General features: G+C 62.4%; 25 protein-coding genes. 16 read left to right on the top strand and 9 right to left on the bottom strand.

Annotated features, from left to right (window positions below; all coding sequences use genetic code 11):
- Positions 1-57 precede the first annotated feature (57 nt).
- The 9 genes from Q1B16_RS02840 to Q1B16_RS02800 all read left to right on the top strand — a co-directional run bounded on the left by Q1B16_RS02840 (position 58) and on the right by Q1B16_RS02800 (position 8,894).
- On the top strand, positions 58-735 hold the full coding sequence (locus tag Q1B16_RS02840; RefSeq protein ID WP_299784699.1) for a haloacid dehalogenase type II: 678 nt from the start codon (positions 58-60) through the stop codon (positions 733-735).
- Positions 735-1,556: an alpha/beta hydrolase gene (locus tag Q1B16_RS02835; protein ID WP_299784698.1), complete on the top strand. Its 822-nt coding sequence runs from the start codon at positions 735-737 to the stop codon at positions 1,554-1,556. Before Q1B16_RS02840 ends, Q1B16_RS02835 begins: the two co-directional genes overlap by 1 nt.
- Positions 1,557-1,559: 3 nt before the next feature.
- Entirely contained in the window at positions 1,560-2,537 is a 978-nt protein-coding gene (locus tag Q1B16_RS02830) for a threonine/serine dehydratase (RefSeq protein WP_299784697.1), read from the top strand.
- 10 nt (positions 2,538-2,547) lie between these two features.
- Positions 2,548-3,336: a 3-oxoadipate enol-lactonase gene (gene pcaD, locus Q1B16_RS02825; protein ID WP_299784696.1), complete on the top strand. Its 789-nt coding sequence runs from the start codon at positions 2,548-2,550 to the stop codon at positions 3,334-3,336.
- A gap of 66 nt (positions 3,337-3,402) precedes the next feature.
- The gene (locus Q1B16_RS02820) at positions 3,403-4,608 is read left to right on the top strand and encodes a TCR/Tet family MFS transporter (protein WP_299784695.1); all 1,206 of its coding nucleotides are present in this window, start codon (positions 3,403-3,405) and stop codon (positions 4,606-4,608) included.
- Between the two features lie 75 nt (positions 4,609-4,683).
- Positions 4,684-5,763 carry a Zn-dependent alcohol dehydrogenase gene (locus Q1B16_RS02815; RefSeq protein WP_299784694.1) on the top strand — a complete coding sequence of 360 codons (1,080 nt, stop codon included), beginning with the start codon at positions 4,684-4,686 and terminating at the stop codon, positions 5,761-5,763.
- A gap of 89 nt (positions 5,764-5,852) precedes the next feature.
- Positions 5,853-7,088 carry a mandelate racemase/muconate lactonizing enzyme family protein gene (locus Q1B16_RS02810; protein ID WP_299784693.1) on the top strand — a complete coding sequence of 412 codons (1,236 nt, stop codon included), beginning with the start codon at positions 5,853-5,855 and terminating at the stop codon, positions 7,086-7,088.
- 70 nt (positions 7,089-7,158) lie between these two features.
- Positions 7,159-7,479: a metalloregulator ArsR/SmtB family transcription factor gene (locus tag Q1B16_RS02805; protein ID WP_299784692.1), complete on the top strand. Its 321-nt coding sequence runs from the start codon at positions 7,159-7,161 to the stop codon at positions 7,477-7,479.
- Positions 7,476-8,894: an amidase family protein gene (locus Q1B16_RS02800; protein WP_299784691.1), complete on the top strand. Its 1,419-nt coding sequence runs from the start codon at positions 7,476-7,478 to the stop codon at positions 8,892-8,894. Before Q1B16_RS02805 ends, Q1B16_RS02800 begins: the two co-directional genes overlap by 4 nt.
- Here Q1B16_RS02800 and Q1B16_RS02795 read toward each other — a convergent pair.
- Entirely contained in the window at positions 8,891-9,211 is a 321-nt protein-coding gene (locus tag Q1B16_RS02795; RefSeq protein ID WP_299784690.1) for a DUF1801 domain-containing protein, read from the bottom strand. The two genes, Q1B16_RS02800 and Q1B16_RS02795, sit on opposite strands and share 4 nt — an antisense overlap.
- Before the next feature lie 188 nt (positions 9,212-9,399).
- Entirely contained in the window at positions 9,400-11,280 is a 1,881-nt protein-coding gene (locus Q1B16_RS02790) for an acyl-CoA synthetase (RefSeq protein ID WP_299784689.1), read from the bottom strand.
- 297 nt (positions 11,281-11,577) lie between these two features.
- Here Q1B16_RS02790 and ugpC point away from each other — a divergent pair, with 297 nt between their 5' ends.
- The 4 genes from ugpC to Q1B16_RS02770 all read left to right on the top strand — a co-directional run bounded on the left by ugpC (position 11,578) and on the right by Q1B16_RS02770 (position 15,950).
- On the top strand, positions 11,578-12,630 hold the full coding sequence (gene ugpC, locus Q1B16_RS02785) for a sn-glycerol-3-phosphate ABC transporter ATP-binding protein UgpC (protein ID WP_299784688.1): 1,053 nt from the start codon (positions 11,578-11,580) through the stop codon (positions 12,628-12,630).
- A gap of 80 nt (positions 12,631-12,710) precedes the next feature.
- On the top strand, positions 12,711-13,952 hold the full coding sequence (locus Q1B16_RS02780; protein ID WP_299784687.1) for an extracellular solute-binding protein: 1,242 nt from the start codon (positions 12,711-12,713) through the stop codon (positions 13,950-13,952).
- A gap of 78 nt (positions 13,953-14,030) precedes the next feature.
- Entirely contained in the window at positions 14,031-15,056 is a 1,026-nt protein-coding gene (locus Q1B16_RS02775) for a sugar ABC transporter permease (protein ID WP_299784686.1), read from the top strand.
- Positions 15,057-15,068: 12 nt separating this feature from the next.
- Complete coding sequence (locus Q1B16_RS02770; protein WP_299784685.1) at positions 15,069-15,950, top strand: carbohydrate ABC transporter permease; 882 nt, start codon at positions 15,069-15,071, stop codon at positions 15,948-15,950.
- Positions 15,951-16,019: 69 nt separating this feature from the next.
- Here Q1B16_RS02770 and Q1B16_RS02765 read toward each other — a convergent pair whose 3' ends face one another.
- Genes Q1B16_RS02765 through Q1B16_RS02755 form a run of 3 tightly spaced genes read right to left on the bottom strand, consistent with a single transcriptional unit; the run spans position 16,020 to position 18,804 of the window.
- Positions 16,020-17,405 (bottom strand): FAD-linked oxidase C-terminal domain-containing protein, encoded by a 1,386-nt coding sequence (locus Q1B16_RS02765; protein WP_299784684.1) that lies wholly within the window; start codon positions 17,403-17,405, stop codon positions 16,020-16,022.
- Between the two features lie 57 nt (positions 17,406-17,462).
- Positions 17,463-18,128 (bottom strand): SOS response-associated peptidase, encoded by a 666-nt coding sequence (locus tag Q1B16_RS02760; RefSeq protein ID WP_299784683.1) that lies wholly within the window; start codon positions 18,126-18,128, stop codon positions 17,463-17,465.
- A 28-nt stretch (positions 18,129-18,156) separates the two neighbouring features.
- Positions 18,157-18,804: a cation diffusion facilitator family transporter gene (locus Q1B16_RS02755; protein ID WP_299784682.1), complete on the bottom strand. Its 648-nt coding sequence runs from the start codon at positions 18,802-18,804 to the stop codon at positions 18,157-18,159.
- Between the two features lie 73 nt (positions 18,805-18,877).
- Here Q1B16_RS02755 and Q1B16_RS02750 point away from each other — a divergent pair, with 73 nt between their 5' ends.
- Positions 18,878-19,294 (top strand): helix-turn-helix domain-containing protein, encoded by a 417-nt coding sequence (locus Q1B16_RS02750; RefSeq protein WP_299784681.1) that lies wholly within the window; start codon positions 18,878-18,880, stop codon positions 19,292-19,294.
- Positions 19,295-19,354: 60 nt separating this feature from the next.
- On the opposite strand, the gene Q1B16_RS02745 is transcribed toward Q1B16_RS02750, so the two are convergent.
- Positions 19,355-20,914 (bottom strand): bifunctional metallophosphatase/5'-nucleotidase, encoded by a 1,560-nt coding sequence (locus tag Q1B16_RS02745; RefSeq protein ID WP_299784680.1) that lies wholly within the window; start codon positions 20,912-20,914, stop codon positions 19,355-19,357.
- Between the two features lie 163 nt (positions 20,915-21,077).
- Between Q1B16_RS02745 and Q1B16_RS02740 the strand changes: the two genes are divergently transcribed.
- Together Q1B16_RS02740 and Q1B16_RS02735 are read left to right on the top strand one after the other, a co-directional pair.
- Entirely contained in the window at positions 21,078-21,413 is a 336-nt protein-coding gene (locus tag Q1B16_RS02740; RefSeq protein ID WP_299784679.1) for a DUF952 domain-containing protein, read from the top strand.
- Positions 21,410-22,456, top strand: a complete 1,047-nt coding sequence (locus Q1B16_RS02735) for a quinone-dependent dihydroorotate dehydrogenase (protein WP_299784678.1) — start codon at positions 21,410-21,412, stop codon at positions 22,454-22,456. Before Q1B16_RS02740 ends, Q1B16_RS02735 begins: the two co-directional genes overlap by 4 nt.
- 76 nt (positions 22,457-22,532) lie before the next feature.
- Here the strand turns inward: Q1B16_RS02735 and Q1B16_RS02730 are convergent, their stop codons facing one another.
- Genes Q1B16_RS02730 through ihfB form a run of 3 tightly spaced genes read right to left on the bottom strand, consistent with a single transcriptional unit; the run spans position 22,533 to position 23,822 of the window.
- On the bottom strand, positions 22,533-23,174 hold the full coding sequence (locus tag Q1B16_RS02730; protein ID WP_299784677.1) for a phosphoribosylanthranilate isomerase: 642 nt from the start codon (positions 23,172-23,174) through the stop codon (positions 22,533-22,535).
- Between the two features lie 9 nt (positions 23,175-23,183).
- Positions 23,184-23,534, bottom strand: coding sequence for a LapA family protein (locus Q1B16_RS02725; protein WP_299784676.1), 351 nt, complete (start codon positions 23,532-23,534; stop codon positions 23,184-23,186).
- A gap of 6 nt (positions 23,535-23,540) precedes the next feature.
- Positions 23,541-23,822 carry an integration host factor subunit beta gene (gene ihfB / locus Q1B16_RS02720; RefSeq protein WP_299785972.1) on the bottom strand — a complete coding sequence of 94 codons (282 nt, stop codon included), beginning with the start codon at positions 23,820-23,822 and terminating at the stop codon, positions 23,541-23,543.
- Between the last annotated feature and the right edge of the window lie 204 nt (positions 23,823-24,026).

Here is a 24,026-nt window from a genome sequence, read left to right as displayed (position 1 = left end):
CCCTCGCCCCATTCGATCTGACAGGTTGCGGCGAAACGATTGAGAAAGGGTCCGGACATGGCGCAGGTCTGTGTGTTCGACGCATATGGCACTTTGTTCGATGTGGCCGCCGCTGCCCGCGTCGCGGCCGACGAACCGGGGCGCGCGGCGCTCAAGGCGGTCTGGCCGCAACTGGCCGAGCACTGGCGTCTGAAGCAATTGCAATACACGTGGCTGCGCACCATCACCGACGAGTACACGCCGTTTTGGGAGGTCACCAAAGACGGGCTCGACTGGGCGATGGAAAAGGTCGGGCTGACCGATGATCCCGAACTGCGCGAACGGCTCTTGGCGCTTTACTGGGAATTGCCTGCCTATCGCGAAGTGCCGATGATGCTGGCGCGTCTCAAGGCGGCGGGCAAGACCTGCGCGATTCTGTCGAACGGAAGCAAGGACATGCTCGAAGGTGCGGTAGACAGTGCCGGGGTCGGAGAATTTCTTGACGCGGTGCTGTCGGTCGAAGATGTGGGTATCTTCAAACCGTCGTCCCGCGTCTACGACATGGTGGGCGCGCGGTTCGAGTGCGGTAAGGAGGACGTGCTTTTCGTGTCGTCTAACGGCTGGGACATCGCAGGCGCGGCCGGGTATGGGTTCGAGACCGTCTGGGTCAACCGCGCGGGCGATCCCGTTGACCGCTTGCCGCATCGCCCGGCGCATGTCCTGACCGACCTCACGACAATCCCGGAGCTTGCCTGATGCCGCGTTTCACCACCTCTGACGGGCTGTCGCTTCACTACACGGATAAAGGCGACGGCCTGCCGCTTCTCTGCCTTGCCGGCCTCACTCGCGACGGGCGCGATTTCGAATTCGTCGCGCCGCATCTTGAAGGTGTGCGGCTGATCCGGCTGGACTATCGCGGGCGTGGCCAATCGGAGTGGGGTGACCCGGCCACCTACCAGATCCCGGTCGAAAGCCGCGATGCGGTCGAACTTCTGAATCATCTGGGCATCGAAAAGGCCGCCGTACTGGGCACGTCGCGTGGCGGGCTGATCGCGATGCTGCTGGCGGCAACGGCCAAGGACCGACTGCTGGGTGTCGCGCTCAACGATATCGGACCCGAGATCGCGCCGGAGGGGCTTGAGGTGATTAAGGAGTACCTGGGCCGCAAACCGGCGCTCAAGACCCATGCCGAAGTGGCCGAGGCCCGCGCGCGGGTCATGACGGGCTTTGCGAACGTGCCGCCCGAACGGTGGCTGCGCGAGGCGGAAATCCTGTTCAACGAAACCGAGGACGGGCTGGAGTTGACCTATGATCCGCGCCTGCGCGAGGCGGTGCTTGAAGGCGGTGCGCAACCGGCACCCGACCTGTGGCCCCTGTTCGACGCGCTGTCGGGCTTGCCTCTGGCATGCCTTCGCGGCGCGAACTCGGACCTGCTTTCGCCCGAAACCTTTGCCGAGATGAAAAAGCGCCGCCCGGACATGGTGGCGGTCGAAGTGCCCGACCGGGGGCATATTCCTTTTCTTGACGAACCCGAAAGCCTGAACGCGTTGCGACGCTGGCTTGATATGCTGAGGTAGCCCATGGACATTCAACGCATCCAGGCGGCGGCAGAGCGCCTGAAAGGTCACGCGCGGGTGACGCCGCTTTTGTCCTCGCCCTTTCTGGACGAAATCGCGGGGCGGCGGGTTCTGGTAAAGGCGGAATGCCTGCAACATACCGGCAGCTTCAAGTATCGCGGCGCGCGGTCGGCCCTGTCGGCGTTGCCCGAGGCGCAGCGCATGTCCGGCGTAATCGCCTATTCATCGGGCAATCACGCGCAGGGCGTCGCCTTGGCCGCGCAGCAATTCGGCGTCAGCGCGGTGATCATCATGCCGTCCGACGCACCGAAGATGAAGATCGACAACACACGCGCCCTGGGCGCCGAGGTGGTGCTGTACGACCGCGCGACGGAGGACCGGGACGCCATCGGCAGCCGCATTGCCGAAGACCGGGGCCTGACGCTGATCAAACCGTTCGACGAGCCCGAGGTGATTGCAGGTCAGGGCACCTGTGGGCTTGAGATCGCGGCGCAGGCGGCGGAGATGGGCGTCACCGAAGCCGAGGTGATAGTGTGCTGCGGCGGGGGCGGTCTGACCTCTGGCATCGCTTTGGCGCTCGAATCCAAGGCCCCCGGGATGCGCGTGCGTCCAGCCGAGCCCGAGAACTTCGACGATGTTGCACGGTCGCTGGCATCGGGCCGGATCGAACGCAACGCCGCCAGCGCGGGTGGGCTGTGCGATGCTATCGTCACGCCTCAGCCCGGCAACCTCACCTTTCCGATCATGCAACGGCTCTGCGGCCCCGGCCTAGTCGTCACCGATGACGAAGCGCAGATGGCGATGGCTCAGGCCTTTGCCCGTCTCAAACTGGTGGCCGAACCTGGTGGGGCCGTGGCCCTAGCGGCGGCGCTCTATCACGGCGATCAGATCGAGGGGGATACGGTGATCGTCACCATCTCCGGCGGCAATGTGGACCGGCCCGTGTTTCTGCGCGCGTTGGAGCAGTTCGGAGAAGGCTAAGGAGGACGCCATGCACGCCGCTGAGTTCGATGGATTTCGTGTTCACTACCGGATCGACGGAGATCCCGAAGGCGCGCCGGTCGTGTTCGCCAATTCGCTCGGGACGGACCTGCGGCTTTGGGACAAGGTCATCGCGCGGCTGCCTGCGACCGGGTTGAAATACGTGCGCTATGACAAGCGCGGGCACGGGCTGACGGATTGCACGAAACCGCCCTACGGCATGGGTACGCTGGTGCGCGATGTCGAACAATTGATGGACCATCTCGATCTGCGGAACGCGATCTTTGTTGGACTGTCGATCGGCGGCATGATCGCGCAGGGTCTGGCCGCCAAGCGGCTTGATCTGGTGCGTGCGATGGTGCTGTCGAATACCGGCGCGCGCATCGGCACCCGCGAGATGTGGGGCGACCGGATCGCCGCCGTCGAGGCGGGTGGGATCGAAGCCCTTGCCGATGCCGTGATGGAGCGCTGGTTCTCGGCCGAGTTTTGCCAGACCACCGAACTCACAGCGTGGCGCAACCTCCTGACCCGCACCCCGGCGGACGGTTATATCGGCTGTTCGCAGGCGATTGCCGGGACGGATTTCTTTACCACAACGGCCGCCTTGCGCCTGCCCACACTGGGCATCGCCGGAAGCGAGGACGGATCCACGCCGCCCGATCTGGTGCGTGAGACGGTCGACCTGGTGCCGGGATCGCAGTTCCACCTGATCCGCAAGGCCGGGCATCTACCTTGCGTCGAAGCGCCGGACGAATACGCCAAGGTCCTGACCGACTTCATCGCGGCACAGGCGCATTGACTGCAAAACTGTCAAGTGTAGCTTACACGGAGTGGGCGCATCCGCCTGACCCCGAAAGCTGCACCCATGCGCCTGCCCGTCCTCTTTATCCTGATCACCGTGATGATCGACGCGATGGGGATCGGGCTTATCATTCCGGTGATGCCGGACCTGATCCGCGACGTGACCGGAGGAGACCTGGCCAACGCAGCCCTCTGGGGCGGTGTCCTTGCAACCGTGTTCGCCGTGATGCAATTCCTGTTCGGCCCGGTGATCGGCAATCTGTCTGACCGTTTCGGCAGACGCCCGGTCCTGTTGATTTCGTTGGTGGTGATGGCCGCCGATTATGTCGTCATGGCCGTCGCGGGCAGCATCTGGCTCTTGCTGATCGGGCGGGTCATCGGAGGCATCACAGCCGCGACGCAATCCACGGCGTCGGCTTACATGGCGGACATCTCGGAGCCGGGAAAGAAGGCGCAGAATTTCGGTCTTGTGGGGGCGGCCTTCGGGCTGGGCTTCGTGATCGGGCCGCTCATGGGCGGTCTTCTGGGCGAATGGGGCACGCGCGCGCCCTTCTGGGCCGCAGCCTTTCTGGCGGGTGCCAATGCGATCCTTGGCTGGTTCGTTCTGCGCGAAACGGTTACGGACGCGATCCGCCGCCCGTTCGACTGGCGGCGCGCCAACCCGCTGGGGGCTTTCCGGTCGCTGGGTGCCTTGCCCGGCCTCGGGCGGCTTCTTGTAGTGTTTTTCCTCTACCAGGTGGCCTTCTTCGTCTACCCGGCGGTCTGGGCCTATTTCGGGCAGGCGCGATTTGGCTGGAACGCAGGGATGATCGGCCTGTCGCTGGGGCTGTTCGGGATCATGATGGCGGTCGTTCAGGGCGGTCTGATCCGCCTGATCCTGGCCCGACTGGGTGAGAGGGGAACCGTGATCTACGGGCTGGTCTTCGATGTCTTCGCCTTCGGCGCGCTGGCGTTTGTCACCTCGGGCACGGTCGCGCTTGTCCTGACGCCTTTGGCGGCACTCGGGGCGGTGATCACACCGGCTTTGCAAGGCATCATGTCCAAGGCCGTGGGCGATTCCCGGCAGGGCGAATTGCAGGGTGCGCTCACCTCGGTCAGTGCCATCGCGATGATCCTTGCGCCGATGATGATGACATCCGTCTTTGCGCAGTTCACGCGCCCCGATGCGCCCGTGTTCCTTCCCGGCGCGCCGTTCCTTTTGTCGCTTGGGCTGATCGTCATTGCTTTGATCGTGTTCCTGACGCCGAAACGCGGGGCTGTCGCGGCCTGACTGGCAAAGGTCGACTTCCCGCTTGCGCTTGGATCGCCTGCGTCTCAGGGTGCGCGAAAGAGCCACGGAGAGATCATGACCCGCATCAAAGCCGCCGTCTGCACCGAATTCGGCAAACCACTCAGCATCGAGGATTTGGAGTTACGCGCCCCCGAAGCCGGAGAGATCGAAGTCACGCTGGACGCCGTGGCAATCTGTCATTCCGATATCCACTATGCCGAGGGCGCCTGGGGCGGGGATTTGCCTGCCGTCTATGGCCACGAGGCGGCGGGACGGGTTTCGGCCATCGGTCCCGGCGTGTCCGACCTGATCGAGGGACAGCGCGTCGTTGTCACGCTAATCAAAGCCTGCGGAACCTGCCCGAATTGCTCCAGCGGCAAGCCCACGATCTGCGAAAGCCCCGGCACCGCGCCGTCACCGATCACGCGGGATGACGGCACGCCCGTGGTCAAGGCGATGAACTGCGGTGCTTTCGCGGAACGCGTGATCGTGGATCAAAGCCAGGTCGTACCCCTGCCCGACGACATGCCCGCCGAGGCCGTGGCCCTGATGGCCTGCGGTGTCATCACCGGCGTCGGAGCGGTGGTCAATGCAGGCAAGCTGCGCCCTGGCGAAGACGTGGTCGTGATCGGCGCGGGCGGCGTGGGCCTCAACGCCATTCAGGGCGCGCGGATCGCTGGCGCGCGCCGGATCGTGGCCGTGGACGTGACCGAAGAAAAGCTCGCCACCGCCAAGGCGTTCGGCGCGACGGACGGTGTGCTTGCCACGGGGGCAGAGCCTTGGAAAGAGGTCCTCCGCATCCTTGGGCGCGGTGCCGATCTGGTCGCAGTCACGGTCGGCGCGATCCCGGCCTATAACGACGCGCCGCGCTATCTTGGTTGGGGCGGGCGCATGGTGATGATCGGGATGCCCCATTCCGGCGCGATGGCCGAATACGAACCCGTGGTGCTGGCCTATATGTCGCAAGGCATGGTCGGGTCCAAGATGGGCGACGTGGTGATCCGGCGTGACATCCCGTGGCTGGCCGATCTTTACCGTCAGGGGCGGCTCAAACTGGATGAACTGGTCTCGGGTCGCTGGTCGCTCGACCAGATCAACGAAGCCATAGACGACACCAAGGCAGGCGGCGCCAAGCGCAACGTGATCCTGTTCTAGGCACGACATCAACGACGGGGCGGCGTTTCCGTTGACGGAAACGCAGCGATGCGTCGACGCATCGCCCGCCCGACACCAAGGGGGCAGCTATGAAACTGCATACGCTTGACATCATCACCACAGCCCCTCCGGCCCCCGGCTGGGGCGGGCGGTACTGGACGCTGGTCAAGGTGACGACCGACACCGGGATCACCGGCTGGGGCGAGTGCTATGCCTCGTCAGTTGGGCCAAAGGCGATGAAAGCGGTCATCGAAGACGTGTTCGACCGGCATATGAGGGGCGAAAACCCCGAAAACATCGAGTTGATGTTCCGTCGCGCCTATTCCGCCGGGTTCACGCAGCGTCCCGACCTGACCGTTATGGGCGCGTTTTCGGGGCTTGAGATCGCGTGCTGGGACATCCTTGGCAAGGCGCGCGACCGTCCGGTTTGGGCGCTGCTGGGCGGGCGCATGAACGCAAAGGTGCGGGCCTATACCTATCTGTATCCCCTGCCCCACCATGATATCGGCACCTTCTGGACCGATCCGGACGCCCATGCCGAAGCGGCCTTGGAATACGTCAAACAGGGCTACACCGCGCTCAAGTTCGACCCGGCTGGACCCTACACAATCCACGGCGGCCACCAGCCCGCGCTCACGGACATTTCGCTGTCGGCCGAAATGTGCAAGGCAATCCGCTCGGCGGTGGGCGACAAGGCCGATCTCCTGTTCGGCACGCATGGCCAGTTCACCACCTCGGGCGCGATCCGGCTGGGCCAGGCGATCGAGCCCTACCTGCCGCTTTGGTACGAAGAGCCGATCCCGCCGGACAATCTTCTCGAATTCGCCGAGGTCGCCCGCGCCGTGCGCATCCCAATCGCCACGGGAGAACGGCTAACCACCAAGACCGAATTCGCAACCCTGCTGCGCACGGGTGGTGCCAAGATCCTGCAACCCGCTCTGGGACGCGCCGGTGGCATCTGGGAAATGAAGAAACTTGCCGGCATGGCCGAGGCGTTCAATGCCGAACTGGCCCCGCATCTTTATGCCGGGCCGGTGGAATGGGCGGCGAACGTGCACCTGTGCACATCGATCCCCAACGTGCTGATCGCCGAGACAATCGAAACACCCTTCCACGCCAACCTGATCCGCAACAGCATCCGGGTCGAAGACGGCTACATCACCGCCCCGGACACTCCGGGCCTTGGTATTGATGTCGATGAGGAACTGGCCCGCGCCCACCCCTTCACAGGCGATGGACTACACCTGCAAATGCAGGCGGACCCCTGCGACTACAAAGGCGGCAACAATTTCATGGGAGGCGCACCGCCGGTGCCGAAGACCTGATCGGTGCGATAAAACTTTGAAGGCCCCTCGCTTCGGTGTTAAATGCGAAAGGATCATCGAGGATTCACCTATGAAAGACACGAGTTTTGCGCCCGCTGCCGCACAGGATATGGCCAAGAGCGCCCAGGATGCGGCGGCGTATCTCAAGACCTTGGCGCATGAGGGGCGCCTTATGATCCTGTGTTATCTCGGCACGGGTGAAAAATCCGTGGGTGAGTTGGAAGCGCTGCTCAACATCCGTCAGGCTGCCGTAAGCCAGATGCTCGCGCGGCTGCGCGACGAGAAGCTGGTGAAAACCCGCCGCGACGGGAAAACGATCTATTACAGCCTGAACGATGACAATACCGCGCGGCTGATCGCGCAACTGCACGAGATGTTCTGCGGATCGTGACGCGCCCCGAGACGAGTTTTTCCGGACCCGAGCTTTGCGCGAAATCCGCCCGTGACGTGATTGCGCTTTTGAAAGCAGGCGAAATCACCACCGCTGATCTGATCGACGCCAGCCTCAAGCGGATGGATCAGGTCGAGCCTCTGGTGAACGCCGTGGTTACGCGCTGCCCCGAACGGGCCCGCGCGTCGAATGTCGCGGCAAGCAGCCCGCTCGCCGGTCTGCCCATCGGGATCAAGGATCTCAATCCGGTGGCGGGCGTCCGCACGACCTTCGGCACCAAGGGGATGGCCGATCACGTGCCCGATGTCTCCGATCCTTTGGTGCTGCGGCTCGAAGATCGGGGTGGGGTCGTTCTTGGCAAAACCAACACGCCCGAGCTTGGGGCCGGGGCCAACACGTTCAACGCCGTGTTCGGCGCGACACGCAACCCGTGGAACACAGCAATGAACGCCGCCGGGTCCTCTGGCGGCGCTGCCGTGTCCCTGGCGACCGGAGAGCTTTGGCTCAGCCACGGGTCGGATTTCGGCGGCAGCCTGCGGAGCCCCGCGAATTATTGCGGCATCGTCGGCCTGCGCCCCTCGCCCGGCATCGCCGGGGGGAGTTCGGCACATCTCGGCTTTACCACCGGCGGGGTCGATGGCCCGATGGCCCGCGACGTTCTGGATTGCGCGCTGTTTCTGGATGCCATGGCGGGATACGATCCGCTCTGGCCGATCTCCTTCCCGCCCCCGGCGACACCTTATATCGACACCGCGCGCCAGGACGCAGGGAAGGTGCGGATCGCCTATACCTCGGACCTGAACGGCTTTGCCGCCGTCACTTCGGAAATCGACAGCGTGTTGCGCGGCGCGCTCGAAAGCCTGCACCTGTCGGATGTCACGGTCGAGGACCACTGCCCCGATCTGCCACGGCTTGACGAGACCTTCCGCGCGCTGCGCTGCCTGTCGTTCCTCGGAAGCTACCAAGTCACACCTGACGCTGTAACGCGACACTACAAGGACACGATCAAAGGCAACCTTGCCGACGCGCGCGCCATGAGTTTCGACGATTACGTGCAAGCCGAACGTGATCGCTCTGCAATCTACAACACCATGGCCACGTTCTTTCAGACCCATGATGTGCTGGCCTGCCCGGTCAACGGCCTTGCCCCCATGCCGGTCGAGATCGAATACCCGACCGAGGTCGCGGGCCGCCCGATGCGCGATTATATCGACTGGCTGCAATTCGCGTTCCTTGCAACCGTCGCGGGCCTGCCCGCGCTGTCCTTGCCGGTCGGCTTTACGCCGTCGGGGATGCCGGTCGGTCTGCAATTGATCGGCCCGCCACGCGGCGAGGCGCGGCTCTTGCAGGTGGCGCACACGCTGGAACAGGCACTGAACCTGCCCATAACGTTGATCGACCCGATCCCCGGCTAAGCTTTGACCCGATAGGTGACGGCTGCGTGGATGACCTGCCGTAAAGCCGCTTCGGGAAAGACCGCGTTCGGCGGGATGACCACCGCGCGATTGCCTTCGAACCGCAGATCGCCGTCGAAAACCGATCGCGCGTCGGCGATCACCGTGGTCTGGCAGTGGACGAGCATGGCGGGCAGCCCGGATTTGGTGACGCCCAGACGCAGCGGCGTGCCGGTGCGCACCGCATAGGACGGCTGGCCCCATTTCAGTGTTTCACTTACCGGACCCGGGTTCGGAACGCCGTGAGCGACATCGAACACCAACGCCCTGAGCTTCAACAAAACGTCCTGCACCGCGGCAGGATGTGCATCAAGTACCGCCGCGATGGCTGCCGGAGGTGGGGCAACTCGGCTTATCGGCGCATTCAGACAGGCGGGCCCTGATCCGTCAAGCGCGCAGGGCCGTCACCACGCGAAGCCCCTGCTTCTTCTCTTTCCAAATACGCGCATTGCGCGGACCTTTGGGATCAGGCCACCGGCTCCCACCGATTGGCAAAGTTCCCAAGAACGTGCCCCACATCCTCGGCGCTCGCGCCCTTCAGATCGACCTGCGCCACCAGCCCGCGTGTCTTGTCATCAACCACCGTGACGACCCGTGCCGGTGACCCGTGCTTGTCGAGCGCGGCGTTGAACACCCGCGTGATGGCTCTTTTGCGCAGGTCGGGTTTGAAGACCTTGCCAACGGCGGTCTTGGGAAGCTCGTCCAGAATAGTCATGTGCTTGGGCATGGCGGCGCGTTCGTGGACATGCACCTTGCAATGATCGAGCAACTCCTGCTCGGTTACGCTGGCCCCATCGACAAGCTCGACAAAGGCGCAGGGCAATTCGCCCGCGTGTTCATCCGGTTGTCCGATGGCCCCGGCAAAGGCGACTGCGGGATGCGCCAGCAGCGCTTCTTCGATCTCGGCCGGGTCGATATTGTGACCGCCGCGAATGATGAGATCCTTGGCGCGCCCGGTGATCCAGAGATAGCCGTCGGCGTCGATGCGGCCCAGATCGCCCGTGCGCAGATAGATCCCCTCGTGGAAGAGGTCGCGGTTCTTGTCCACCTCGGTATAGGTCGAGCCCGGAGAGACACCGGGGTTCGAGACACAGATCTCTCCGATCTCGTCGGTCGCGCATTGCTTTACCGCGCCATCCTTCACCGACAGGATCTTCACGTCGGTATAGGGGAACGGAATCCCCACCGATCCGACCTTCTTGATCCCATCCGGCGGATTGCAGGACACGAGGCAGGTCGCCTCGGTCAGACCATAGCCTTCGACCACCGTCACGCCGCAAGCTTTTTCGAACCGGTTGAACAGCTCGAGCGGCAGCGGTGAGGATCCGGAGAACGCAGTCTTGATGGTGGATAGATCCGCGTCCACCGGGCGCTGCATCAGGGCCGACATGGCGGTCGGGACCGTGATGACGAATGTCGTCTTCCAGCGTTCGCACAGCTTCCAGAAATTGTCGAAAACGCCCTCTCCGCGGTAGCCTTGCGGCGTCGGAAAGACCGTATGCGCCCCCGAAACAACTGACGCCATCAGGATCACGTGGCAGGCGAAGACGTGAAACAGCGGAAGCGGGCACATGATGCTGTCTTCTTCGGTGAAGAGCAGGCGGTTGCCGAGCCAACCATTGTAGATCATGCCGGAATAGGTGTGCTGCGCCACCTTGGGCATCCCCGTGGTACCGCCGGTGTGGAAATAGGCCGCGACGCGGTCTTCGGTGCTGTCGGCGAAATCCAGCGTCGTGTTCTGCTTTTTCATCTCGGCACTGAAACTCAGCACGTCGGCATGATGCCCGCCCGGGTTCTTCGGTCGGACCAGCGGCACGATCCAAGATTTCGGCGGCGTCAGATACCGGTTCAGATCGACCTCGAGAACGGTATGCACCTTGGGCGCGTGCCGGCAGGCCTCGGCGACCTTTTGGGGAACGTCCGTCTTGGGAAAGGCTTTCAGCGTGACGACCACCTTGGCCTCTGTCTCGCGAAGGATCGCGGCGATCTGTTCCGGTTCGAGCAACGGATTGATCGGATTCGCGATCCCGGCGATGGCACCGCCCAGAAGCGTGACGATGGTTTCGGTGCTGTTGGGCAGCACGTAGGCCACCACGTCTTTCTCGCCGATCCCCAGCTTGCGAAAGAGGTTTGCCGCCTGAACTGTTCTGGCCAGAAGCTGCGACCATGTGAGCGTTTCGGCCTTGTCCGTCGGACCGGAGAGCAACTGGAAGCTGGCGGCAGGACGGTCCGGAAACTCGGCTGCGGTTTTGCTCAGTTGTCCGTAAAGCGTCGCGGGCACATCCCGTTCCGTCCACGGCATCTCGTTCTCGATCGCGTTGCGGTCCTCGAAACTCGCAAATGTCATGGTGTCCCCTCCCATATTGTCGTCTGCGCCCGTCTCCACCGGGGCGGCACCGCTTTTAGCGGATATTTTTCCGAAACAAGACACCAAGACGCTACGACAGAACCAGTGTGACGCTGCGTTCCCAAAGCGCACGCAAGATTTTCCTCGGTGGATGTCTCGGAAAGCCCGCGATTTTCGGCATCTTCAGTGACGATCCGATTTTTTGCACACGTTTGCAAAGAATTCTTGCCAAACCGCCAGCCCTATGGCTTGTTGAAGTGGTCGACCGCAAATGCGATTTTTGCGCAGGGGGAAAACATGGCGGAAATCCAGCTCAGGAACGTCAACAAGCGTTGGGGCAGTTTCGTCGGTGTTCACAATTTCAACCTGACCATCGCCGACAAGGAATTCCTCGTCCTTCTTGGTCCCTCCGGCTGCGGCAAGACCACGACGATGCGCATGATCGCGGGGCTGGAAGACATTACCGAGGGCGAAATCGCCATCGACGGCAAGGTGGTGAATAATCTCGACCCCAAGGATCGGGACGTGGCGATGGTGTTCCAGTCCTACGCGCTTTATCCGAACATGAATGTCTACGAGAACATCCGCTTTCCCTTGAAAGTGCGCGGCGTGGACAACGCCACCCATGACGAACGCGTGCGCCGTGCCAGCGCCATGGTCGAGCTGGACGATTTCTTGCACCGCAAACCGGCAGAGCTTTCCGGCGGCCAACGCCAGCGCGTGGCCCTAGCCCGCGCCATCGTGCGCGAACCCAACGTGTTCCTGATGGACGAACCGCTGTCCAACCTCGACGCCAAGCTGCGCGTCTCGACCCGCGCGCAGATCAAGAACCTGAGCCACGAATTGGCGGTCACGACGATTTATGTGACCCACGACCAGATCGAGGCGATGACGCTGGCAGACCGCGTGGTGGTGATGGAAAAAGGCATCGTTCAGCAGGTTGGCAGCCCGACCGAAATCTACGACCGGCCCGCCAACGTCTTTGTTGCCAGCTTCATTGGCAACCCGGCCATGAACCTGATCGACGGAGACATCCGGGACGGTGTTTTCGAAACCCGCAACACGCGTATTCCCGGCCTGAGTGTCGGGAATGGAAAAACCACACTGGGCTTTCGCGCGGAAGACGCGGCGCTGGCGCCCGAAGGCGACGGTCAGATCACGGCACCGATCTACACGCTCGAACTCTTGGGCGACGCCACGATGATCTCGGTGCGGATCGGACAGGCGCTGGTCGCCGTCAAGGCGGACAAATCCTTTCGGGCCGAAATCGGCGATCCGGTTTCGATCCACATCCCGCCGGAGATCTGCCACCTGTTCTCGACCGAGACAGGCAAGCGGATCGACGGCTGAACCATTATGGGAGTCCCGGCTCAACCGGGAAACAGAGATGCGACCGTGAAATGCGCATCCAGACACACAGGGAGACCAAAATGAAGCTCAAGAAAATCCTGATGACAGGCTCGTTCCTTGTCGCCGCAAGCGCATCGACAGCCTTCGCCGCAGATTGCAGCATCGAAAGCGGACGGCTGAGCATCGTCGGCAACGAATTCCCGGCGATCCAGACCGTCGCGCGCAATGCCCAGGAATGTGAAGGGCTGACCGAAGCCAAGGCGAACCTCACGGCGGATCACCAGAAGATCAACCTGGCCGGCATGCAGGGCAACCCGGCGGAATACACCACCGCGATCGTCGCCAACTCTTCCATCGTGGCCTTGATTAACGAAGACGTCATCCGCCCGCTCGATGACCTGGTTGCGGCCTATGGTCAGGACATCCCGCGCAACCAGCTTATTACGATCAACGGCGAAATCATGGCCGTGGCCTTCATGGCTAATGCGCAGCACCTTGTGTATCGCAAGGATATCCTCGAACAGATCGGCGTCGAGCCTCCGAAAACCTACGAAGAGATGTTGGCCGCGGCGGAAAAGATCCGCGCCGAAGGCATCCTCGAACACCCGCTGGGCGGTCCCTATATGGCGGGTTGGAACCTCGCGCAGGAATTCATCAACATGTATATCGGCCACGGCGGTGAATTTTACGAGCCGGGCACCGCGACTGTCTCGATCAACAACGAGGCCGGGGTCGCCACGCTTGAAATGCTGAAAGCGCTGAGCGAATACATGAACCCCGACTTCCTGACGCATGACTCCAACGGAACCAGTGCCGAATGGGAAGCGGGCAACGTCGCCCTGATGAACATGTGGGGATCGCGCACCGGTGTTCTGATGGACGCCGAGGGATCGACGCCCGAGGTTTATGAGAACACGATGGTCGGCGCCCCGATGACCGTCGGCGGTAACGATACACCCGCCTCGACCCTTTGGTGGGATGGCTGGACCGTTGCCAAGAACATCAGCGACGAAGATGCCGAAGCGACCTTCAAGGCCATGAAGCACGGCATCAGCCCGGCGATCCTGAATGATGAGACCATGGGCCAGGCGGTCTGGATGATCGAAGGCTATCAACCCGCCGCAGTCAACGAAGGTGTGTTCTCGGCCATCTCGATGCAGACAACGCCCTACCCGATGCTGCCGCATCACGGGTTGCTGCACACTGCGCTTGGCGACAACATCGCCGACTTCCTGCAAGGCAAGGAAAGCGCCGAGCAGACATTGTCGGACATCGAAGCGGCTTATACGACCGCCGCTCGCGAAAAAGGCTTCATCAACTGAGCCTGTAACCTTCTGCAGGGGCGGCACTGGTCCGCCCCTGCGCTTTGCTGACGATCCGACACTTGCGGGGACGTTCCGATGAAACACAGTGCCTTTTTCTGGTTCACGCTGCCGTCGGCGATCGCCATGCTGCTGTTCATCTTCTTCCCGATCGTGTCGGTCGTCGTTCAATCGCTTTACGTCGCGCATGAGCAAGTCATCGTGGAGGTCGAGAACTGCGGGCCCTTCGGCTGCACCACCGCCACCGCCATAGACCAGGAAGCGACCGCCGCCCTGCGCGAGGAGCAGCCGCTTGGGCGGTTCGCGGGGCTTGAGATCTACACCGACCGCAATCACCTTGCCGTCGATGAATTCGGCCAGCTTTGGGCGCAGAGTACCGGGGTCGGCGATTTCATCGGTCGGTTGATGAACCTGCCCTTCTACAAGGCAATCGGGTTCACGCTCACCTACACCTTCATCGTCACTCCGCTGACCATCATTCTCGGCTTCATCATTGCCGTCGCGGTCAACAGTGCTGCCCGCGCGCTGAGGGGGCCGATGATTTTCTTCTCGCTATTGCCGATGATCGTGACGCCCCTCGTCGGGTCTTTGATCCTGTTCTGGATGGTCGACGCGCGCGGCATCCTCGGCACCGCCTTGCGCGCCCTTGCCGACGATCCATCGTTGTCGGTCAAGGCGGATACCGGGCTCATGTGGATCATGCTGATGGTGTACGGCGTCTGGCACTCCGCGCCCTTCGCCTTCATCGTCTACTATGCGGGACTGCAAACCGTGAACACCGACACGCTCGAGGCCGCCCGCATCGACGGAGCAAGCCGCTGGCAGCAGATCCGGCATGTGGTGATCCCGCACCTCCTGCCGCTCACGACCTTCATCGCGCTGATCCAGTTGATGGACAATTTCCGCGTCTTCGAACCCATCGTCAGCTTCAACGCCAGCGCGCACGCCACGTCGCTCAGTTGGGCGATCTACAATGATCTCGGCGGGGAAACCCAGCAGCTCAGCTCGGCCGCCGCAACCTCGGTTCTAACCATCCTCGGGGTCGCCATCCTTCTGTCGCCGGTGTTGATCCGCACGTGGCGCGACTACGGCAAGACGGCATAAGGAGCGCCGAGTATGGCAAGCCAAGCGCAAAAACGCCCCGTCCTTCTCCAGGCGCTCATGATTGCCGTCCTGGTGATCTGGATGATCGCCGCCGCCTTCCCGTTCCTCTGGACGCTTTGGGGGTCCTTCAAAGTCGAGGGCGATTTCTTCTCGCTCGCCGATTGGACCAATGTGCTCACGGGGGACATGACCACCCGCGAAACCGGCGATGCCTTCACCACCCAGGGCTATGCCGGCGCGTGGATCCAGGAAGAGTTCTGGCGCGCGGCGTGGAATTCCACGTTGGTCTGCCTTTTCGTCGTCACGATCTCGCTCACCTTGGGCACGTTGGGCGGCTATGCGCTGGCGCGGTCGACCTACCGCTATGCGTTCTGGTTCCTGCTGGTCGCGCTGATCTTCCGTGCGATGCCGCCGATCACGCTGGTGTCGGGCTATTTGCCGGTGTTCTTCGAATGGAACGTCTGGGGCTATCTGCCCACGGCGATCATCGTTCTGGTGGCGATCAACCAGCCGTTCACGCTCTGGATGCTGCATTCCTTCTTCAAGAACATCCCGCAGGATCTGGACGAATCCGCGATGGTGGATGGCTGCACCCGGTTTCAGGCGTTCCGGCACGTCATCATCCCGGTGATGTGGCCCGGCGTGATCACCACGGGGCTGTTCAGCTTTCTCTTGGCCTATAACGACTTTGCGGTGACGGCGATGATCCTCGACAAGGAAAATCAGACGATGATCCCCAAGATCGCGTCTTTCCTTGGCACCACGCAGACAAAAGGCAACGTGATGTTCGCTGTGGCCGCCGTTGTCTCGACCACAGCACCACTGTTCCTGCTTATCATGTTCTTCCAGCGCCAGATCGTGTCCGGCCTGACCGCCGGGGCCGTGAAGGGCTGACCTCGGCCAAGCGCGGAAGGCTTTCCGTCAACGGAAAGCAAGGATGCGTCGACGCATCCTTGCCCCGTGTCAGTTCAGCGTCACCAGCTTGCCCGGGTTCATGATGTTACCCGGATCGACCGCGCGCTTCAGAACCCCCATCAGCGCATAGGCCGCGCCGTGTTCCTCGGGCAAGTACTTGCGCTTGCCCAGCCCGATCCCGTGCTCACCGCTGACCGTCCCGCCGAACTCGAGCGCCAGACGGTTGACCTTCTCCACCAGCGCCTTGGCGCGCGTCAGCTCTTCGTCACTGGCCGGATCGACCAGAATCAACAGGTGGAAATTGCCATCCCCCACATGCCCCACCATCGGGGCCAGGAACCCCGATTCCTCCGCCAACTCCGTGGCGCGGATCAAGCAGTCGGCCAAGGCCGAGATCGGTACACAGCAATCCGTGACCACGCCATTGGACCCGGCCCGCAGCGCCTTGCCCGCGTAATAGGCGTTGTGCCGCGCGTGCCAGAGGCGATTGCGGTCCTCGGTCTTCGTCGCCCACTGAAAGCCCGACCCGCCGTGGTCCGCTACCAGCGACTCGAAGTTTTCAACCTGCTCGGCCACACCGGCCTCGGAGCCGTGAAACTCGAGGAATAGATGTGGCGCTTCCGGCAACACCATATCCGGATTGTAAAGCGCCATGCCCCGCATCGTCAGGGCATCCAGCAGCTCCACCCGCGCCATCGGGATCCCCATCTGAATGGCAAGGATCACCGTGTCCACCGCGCTCTTGATGTCGGGAAACGCACAGGTCGCCGCCGCGATATGCTCGGGCTGACCATGCAGCTTGACCGTCAGCTTGGTGATGATCCCCAGCGTGCCTTCCGAGCCGATGAAGAGATGCGTCAGGTCATACCCGGTCGAGGATTTCCGCGCGCGGCTGCCCGTCTCGATGATCTGACCGTCCGGCAACACGACCTCGAGCGCCAGCACATTGTCCGCCATCGTGCCGTAGCGCACCGTGTTGGTGCCCGAAGCCCGTGTCGCGGCCATGCCGCCCAGCGTGGCATCGGCCCCCGGATCGACGGTGAACATCAACCCCGTCGCGCGCAACGCTTCGTTCAACTGCATACGGGTCACGCCGGGTTCGACCACCGCGTCAAGATCGCTTTGGTTGATCTGAAGCACCTGGTTCATGCGGCTGGTATCTACCGTGACACCGCCCTGCACCGGCACAACATGCCCTTCTAACGACGACCCGATCCCGTAGGGCACGACCGGGCAACCGTGCTGCGAGCAGACCCGCAGGATTTGCGAAACCTCTTCCGTGGTTTCGGGAAAGGCCACCGCATCCGGAAGCACGGGCTTGGTGTACGCCTCGTCATGGCTGTGCTGATCCAGAATGGAGGCCCCGGTGGACAGACGATCCCCGAGGATTTCGCGCAGCGTGGCGATGGTCGCGTCGATCTTGGCGTTGGACATGCGGGCCTCCCTGTTCGGCGCCACGCTACTGCCAAGCGCGGACGGGGAAAACCCCGATCAGGTCGCGATCGGGTCGATCAACTCCGGCCCCGACGCCCGGTTGGAATTGACCTTGGGATCGACCCGGTGAAACGCCATCGCGTCGTCGGGTGCCGCGGTCATCAGAGTCGCGGCCCCATGGCCCGCCTCGCCCAGCCACAGGGGCCAGTCCCTGGGTGCGAGGGTGACAGGTTGCCGGTGATGGATTGCGGACATCCGGTCATTGGCCTGCGTCGTCACGATGGCGCAGGTGCGATGCGCAACGCCGTCGCGCTCCCAGTCCTGCCACACCCCGGCAAAGGCCAGCACATCCGCGTCGGTCGGATGAATGTACCACGGCAGGCGGTTGCCCTCTTCGTCCTTGGTCCATTCGTAAAACCCCGTGGCCGGGATCAGACAGCGCCGTTCGCGGCACGCGGCCTTGAAGGCGGGCTTTTCCGCGATCGTCTCGGCCCGCGCGTTGATCAGAAGCGGCCCGCCGTTTTCCGTCTTGTACCAATGCGGCAAAAACCCCCATCGCATCGCCACCAATCGCCGCTGGCCCTCAGCACTGTGCACCGCATGCACGAGGTTCGTCGGACAGATGTTGTAATTCGGAACCTCCGGCAACGCGTTTGACGGCACCGCATCGAACAACTGCGCCATCGCATCCGACGGCATTGTCAGGGAAAAACGTCCGCACATCGCTTCACTCTATCTGTGCCGCCCGCGGCTACAAGTCCGCTGACGCCTCTTGCGCAGGACCTTGATCCCCCTCCCGTCGTTCGTCGAGGGACTGCCGAATGATCTGCCAGGCCGAAGACAGGAACAGCCCCGCCATGATCGCCGCGACGACGAGGTCCGGCCATCCGGTTGCCGTGCCCCAGACGCCCAGCGCAGCCACCATCACGGCGACGTTGCCAATGGCGTCGTTGCGCGAACACAGCCAGACCGAGCGGACATTGGCATCGCCATCCTTGTAGCGCACAAGCAGCATCACGCTGGCAAGGTTGGTCAAGAGCGCCAGCACCCCGACCACGCCCATGATCCCGGCTTCCGGCACGCCTGAATAGAACACCCGATACACCGTCGATCCGAATACGAACAATCCCATCGCGAGCAGACTGACCCCTTTCGCCAGGGCGGCCAGGGTCCGCACCCGAACGGATGCACCGATCACCGCAAGCGAGATGCCATAGGTCAATGCATCGCCCAGAAAATCGAGCGCATCGGCCTGAAGCGCCTGCGACTGCGCCAATTGCCCGGCTGTCATCTCTACGACGAACATCACCGCATTCAGGGCGATTACGATCCACAAGCGTCGCTTGTAATCAGACGACACCCCATCGAATTTGGCTTCCGAGCCACAACATCCTGCCATTTTACCCTCGTTGATATTTGGTCAGCCGAAGATGTAATCCCTCTAGCGGCTAGAGGTTCAAGAGGAATTTCGCATGTTTTCCATCGGTCAATTGTCCAGGCTCACCGGCGTCAAAGTGCCGACCATACGCTACTATGAACAGGTCGGTCTGATGCCCTCTGCCGGGAGGACCGAGGGCAATCAAAGGCGATACGATCAGGACGGGCTCGAACGGCTTGGGTTCATCCGTCACGCGCGCGATCTGGGCTTTTCGCTTGAGGACATAAAATCCCTGATCGCGCTTCAGTCCCACCCGGACCGATCCTGCAACGAAGCCAGCGCCATCGCGCGCACCCAATTGGCCGATGTGTCGCGCAAGATCTCCAAACTGAAGGCGTTGGAGCAGGAACTGGAACGGATCGTGCAGGGCTGTTCGGGCGATGGACGCACGGGCGACTGCTATGTTCTGGCCTCACTGTCCGATCACGGACTGTGCGAGACACCCCACTGACGGCAAAAGGCCGGGCGTGGACCCGGCCTTTCAAGGTTTCTCAAGTTCGCCTTTAGCAGCTTACTTGGTGATCGAGATACGACCGTCCGTATAGGGCTGGTACGGTGCGTTCTCGGCGAGGTATTCCGCCGTGACGTCGGCAAGGTCGGGGCCGAAATCATAGGCGTTCTGCGCCGTGGTGAACATGGAATAGCCGTCCCCACCGTTGCGGACGAAGTTGTTGGAGACGGCGCCGTAGACCTTGTCCATCTCAACCGGCTCACCCCCGATCATGACGTCGGAAACGCGGCTGCCCGGCTCTTTGGTGAGGTCGACGGCAAAGCTCATGCCCGAAACCTGCGGGAACCGACCAGAACCGTCCTCGACCTGGCTCACACCGTTTTCCAACGCAGCGATCAGGGTTTCGCCGGTGATCTGGAAGGTGGACAAAGTGTTCTGGAACGGCAGAACGGTCAGCACTTCGCCCATGGTCACGTCGCCCGCGTCAATGGAGGCGCGCAGACCGCCGCTGTTGGCGATGGCAATGTCGATGCCCTGATCCTTGACCCGTTCCAGCATCGCATCGGCGACAAGGTTGCCCATCGAGCATTCCATCGCCCGGCAGACGTCACGATTGCCTTCGATGGCCTCGGCCGTGGAGGCCACGACTTTGTTGCGGATCTCGTCGAGCGGAACAGCCGCCTCGGTGATCCTCGCCTTGGTGGCTTCATCCTCGGCCACGGCCGCATCCATGATGAGCGGCGCACCGACCGCTTCGGTCAGGTTGCCCTCGTCGTCGAAGGTCACGTTCAGCTCACCCAGGAACTTGCCGTAGGCATAGGCCTGAACGATCGCTGTGTTGCCGACCATCGTGGGATAAGATCCAACCGCGCCCTCCATATCGCCCAGAAGCGTATTGGTATGGCCGCCGACGATCACGTCCACGCCGGTGGTGTTTTCCGCCACGCGAATGTCGGTGTTATAGCCCGAGTGCGACAGGACGATGATCTTGTTCACGCCCTCTTCCGTCAGGCGATCCACCTCGCCCTGCACCGCATCGACCGGATCGGTGAAGATCACGTTGGGACCTGGGCTCGCCAATTCATGCGTGTCCTGCGGCGTCAGACCGATGAGGCCAAGACGCTCTCCGCCCCGTTCGATGATCACCGATTTCTGGATCGCATCCGAAAGGAGCGGCTCGCCCGAGATGTCGGCATTCGACATCAGAACCGGGAATTCCACCGTATCGACGAAGCCGCGCAGAACTTCGGGGCCATCGTCGAATTCGTGATTGCCCACGGTCATCGCGTCATAGCCCATCTGGTTCATCATTTCGGCGGCCAGCTTGCCCTTGTAATAGGTGTAAAACAGCGTGCCCTGGAACTGGTCGCCACCATCCACGAGGATGTGATTGTTGCTGCGCGCCCTGGCGTCACCGATCGCCGTCATCAGACGTGCGGAGCCACCAAAGCACTCCCCCGCATCGTTGTCCTCGGCAGAGCAGCCCGAATCGTACTTGCTGATCGGCTCGAAACGCGCGTGAAAGTCGTTGGTGTGCAGGATGGTCAGGGAATAATCGGCCTGTGCCACACCAGCGCTGAGCGCCAACGCAGCGGCACTTGTAAGAAGTCTGTAAGACATGTGAGTCCTCTCTGTCGGATTGTTATGGCGTGATCGTGCATCGCGGCGCGAACGGAGTCAAAACTTACGCAAGGTGCGCCGTGCAATTGGCGCTTACGCCGCAAAATCAACAGGCAGATGACAGTGCTTGACGCCGCGCCGATCAGGCGGCACATCGCGGGACATGATATACAAAATCCTCCGCTCCGACGAATGGGCCGCGCTTCAGGCGCAAGGTGAAACCAAAGGTGCGCCGATCGACGTGGCGGATGGCTATGTGCATTTTTCCACCGCCGAGCAGGTCCGCGAAACCGCAGCCAAGCATTTCGCCGACGTCGATGGGCTGATGCTTCTGGCCTATGACGAGAGCACACTCACTGGCGACCTACGGTGGGAGCCCTCCCGGGGCGGCGCCCTGTTCCCGCACCTCTATGGCCCGCTGCGCCTGTCCGATATGGTCTGGGCAAAGCCGCTGCCGCTCGAGGCGTCCGGCCATGCGTTCCCGGACGACCTGACATGAGCGCGCTGGAGCAGGCGGGACTGCGCCTGTTGCATGCGTTCGATCCCGAAACCGCGCACGGGCTTGCCTTGCGGGCGCTGCAACTCGGGCTCGCCCCGACCACCGGCACAATCACCAGCCCGCGCCTGCGCACCTCGATCGCCGGTCTTGCCCTGCCCAACCCGGTGGGCCTCGCTGCCGGGTTCGACAAGAACGCCACCGCCCTGCGCGCGCTGAGCCGAGCGGGATTTGGCTTTCTCGAAGTGGGGGCGGCCACGCCGCGCCCTCAGCCCGGCAACCCCAAACCACGCCTTTTTCGGTTGAGCGAAGACCGCGCGGTGATCAACCGTTTCGGCTTCAACAACGACGGCATGCACGCCATCGCGGCGCGGCTCGCCGACCGGCCCCGCGACGCGATCATCGGTCTGAACCTTGGGGCCAACAAGGACAGCGACAACCGCGCCGCCGATTTCGCCACCGTTTTGGCCACCTGCGCCGGGCATCTGGATTTCGCCACCGTCAATGTCAGCTCTCCCAACACCGAAAAGCTGCGTGATTTGCAAGGCAAGGACGCGCTCGGTGCGCTGCTGTCCGGGGTTATGGAAACACGTAATGGGCTTGACCGAACGATCCCCATCTTCCTGAAAATTGCGCCGGATCTCACGGATGCAGAAATCGCCGATGTGGCCGAGGTTGCGTTGTCCTCTGGTATCGACGGGTTGATCGCCACCAACACAACGCTCGACCGCGACGGGCTGACCTCGCCTCACGCGCAGGAAAAAGGCGGGCTGTCCGGCGCCCCGCTCTTCGAAAAATCCACGTGCGTGTTGGCGCAGCTTTACCGTGCGACCGGGGGCAAGCTGCCGATCATCGGCGTTGGCGGCGTGGCCTCTGCCGAAGATGCCTATGCCAAGATCAAGGCCGGGGCGTCTGCGGTTCAGCTCTATTCGGCGCTTGTGTATAGGGGCCTTGGCCTTGTCCCGGACATCGCCCACGGGCTCGACACCCTGCTCGAACGTGATGGTTTCGGGTCCGTGTCAGAGGCCGTCGGCACGGCCACCTGACCCGACACTCTCTGGTTCGAAATTAACTCGGGCAAGGCTGCCTATTTTCCGTAAACGGAAGTCAGCGACACATTCCCTAACGCGCGGCCTCGACAAACCGACGGATCAATCCGGCATCCTTGATCCCCGGCGCGGACTCGACCCCCGAGGACACATCCACCTGTCGCGTGCCGGTCAGGGCAATCGCCTCGGCAACATTGTCGGGTGTCAGACCACCCGCCAGAAGCCAGGGCACAGACCACCGCCGCGCGGAAATCAATCGCCAGTCAAAGGCGACACCGTTGCCACCGGGCATAACCGCGTTCTTTGGCGGCTTGGCATCGACAAGAAGCTGATCCGCAACATCGGCAAATGTATCAAGCGCCGCAACGTCCTCTGCATCCGCGACGCCCACCGCCTTGATCACCGGCAAGCCGTAGCGTTCGCGCACGTCTGCCACACGCTCCGGAGGCTCGCTGCCGTGCAGCTGGATGAAATCGAGCGGCACCTTGGCGATCAGCTCATCGAGAAACGCATCATCCGCATTCACCACAAGACCGACCTTGCCAACGCCGATGGGCACATCCACGGCCAGGTCGCGCGCCGTTTCAAACGAAACGAACCGCGGGCTTTTGGGAAAGAAGTTCAACCCGATATAGGCCGCACCGGCAGTCGCACAGGCAGTCACGTCTTCGGGCCGGGTCAGCCCGCAGATTTTCACACGAATGTCAGAGGGCATGGGACTTGCTCAGCTCGCCTCGTCCAGGAGCGCGAGGACCTCGTCCTTGTCCTTGTCCCGCTCCGCCTTGGTCCGGCGCAATTCGCGCTCGAGCTTCTTGACCTCCGCCTGACGCTGGGCCGCTGCGGCGCGGTGCTTGTGCTCGCGCAGCCATTCCCAGACAAAACCGATCAGCAACCCCGCGACGATCCCGCCGAAGATCACGATGAAAAGCGGCAGCTCGATGGATCGGTTCATACCGATCAGATCAGCCAGACCTGACGGCAAGAGTTGCAGCGTGACCATGCCGCGATTGGCCAGAGCCACCGACACCAGCACAATGGCCAGCGCCGCAAGAAATGCATAGCGGATGTATCGCATCAGAGTTTACTTCCCGTTTAACCTGTCCCGTAGCAGTTTTCCGGTCTTGAAAAACGGCACGTGCTTTTCCTCTACCTCGACCGCCTCACCGGTGCGCGGATTGCGCCCGATACGTGCGTCGCGTTTCTTGACCGAGAACGCGCCGAAGCCGCGCAGTTCAACCCGGTCGCCGCGCGCCATGGCGTCGATGATCTCTTCGAAGATCGTGTTCACAATGCGCTCGACATCGCGTTGATACAAATGCGGATTATCGTCGGCAATTTTTTGAATCAATTCAGACCGTATCATCGTCTCGCATCCCCCTGATCGCGCGCTTATTCCACGCTGGTCCACGCCGGGAGTATACGCAGGACTGATCGAGACGGAAACCTTGGCGTTGATGCGAAAGGCAGAAAGTTGAGGCAAAATAAGCGGTTCAGGGCAGTCTGGCAGTCTGAAACCCGGCGGAAACCGGCCGGAGCTTCGATTGGCCGGTATTGAGTTCACATTACG

Source organism: uncultured Marivita sp., assembly GCF_947488135.1.
In the GTDB taxonomy this organism is placed as follows: Bacteria; Pseudomonadota; Alphaproteobacteria; order Rhodobacterales; family Rhodobacteraceae; genus Marivita.
This window is presented reverse-complemented; position numbering and strand designations above follow the sequence as displayed.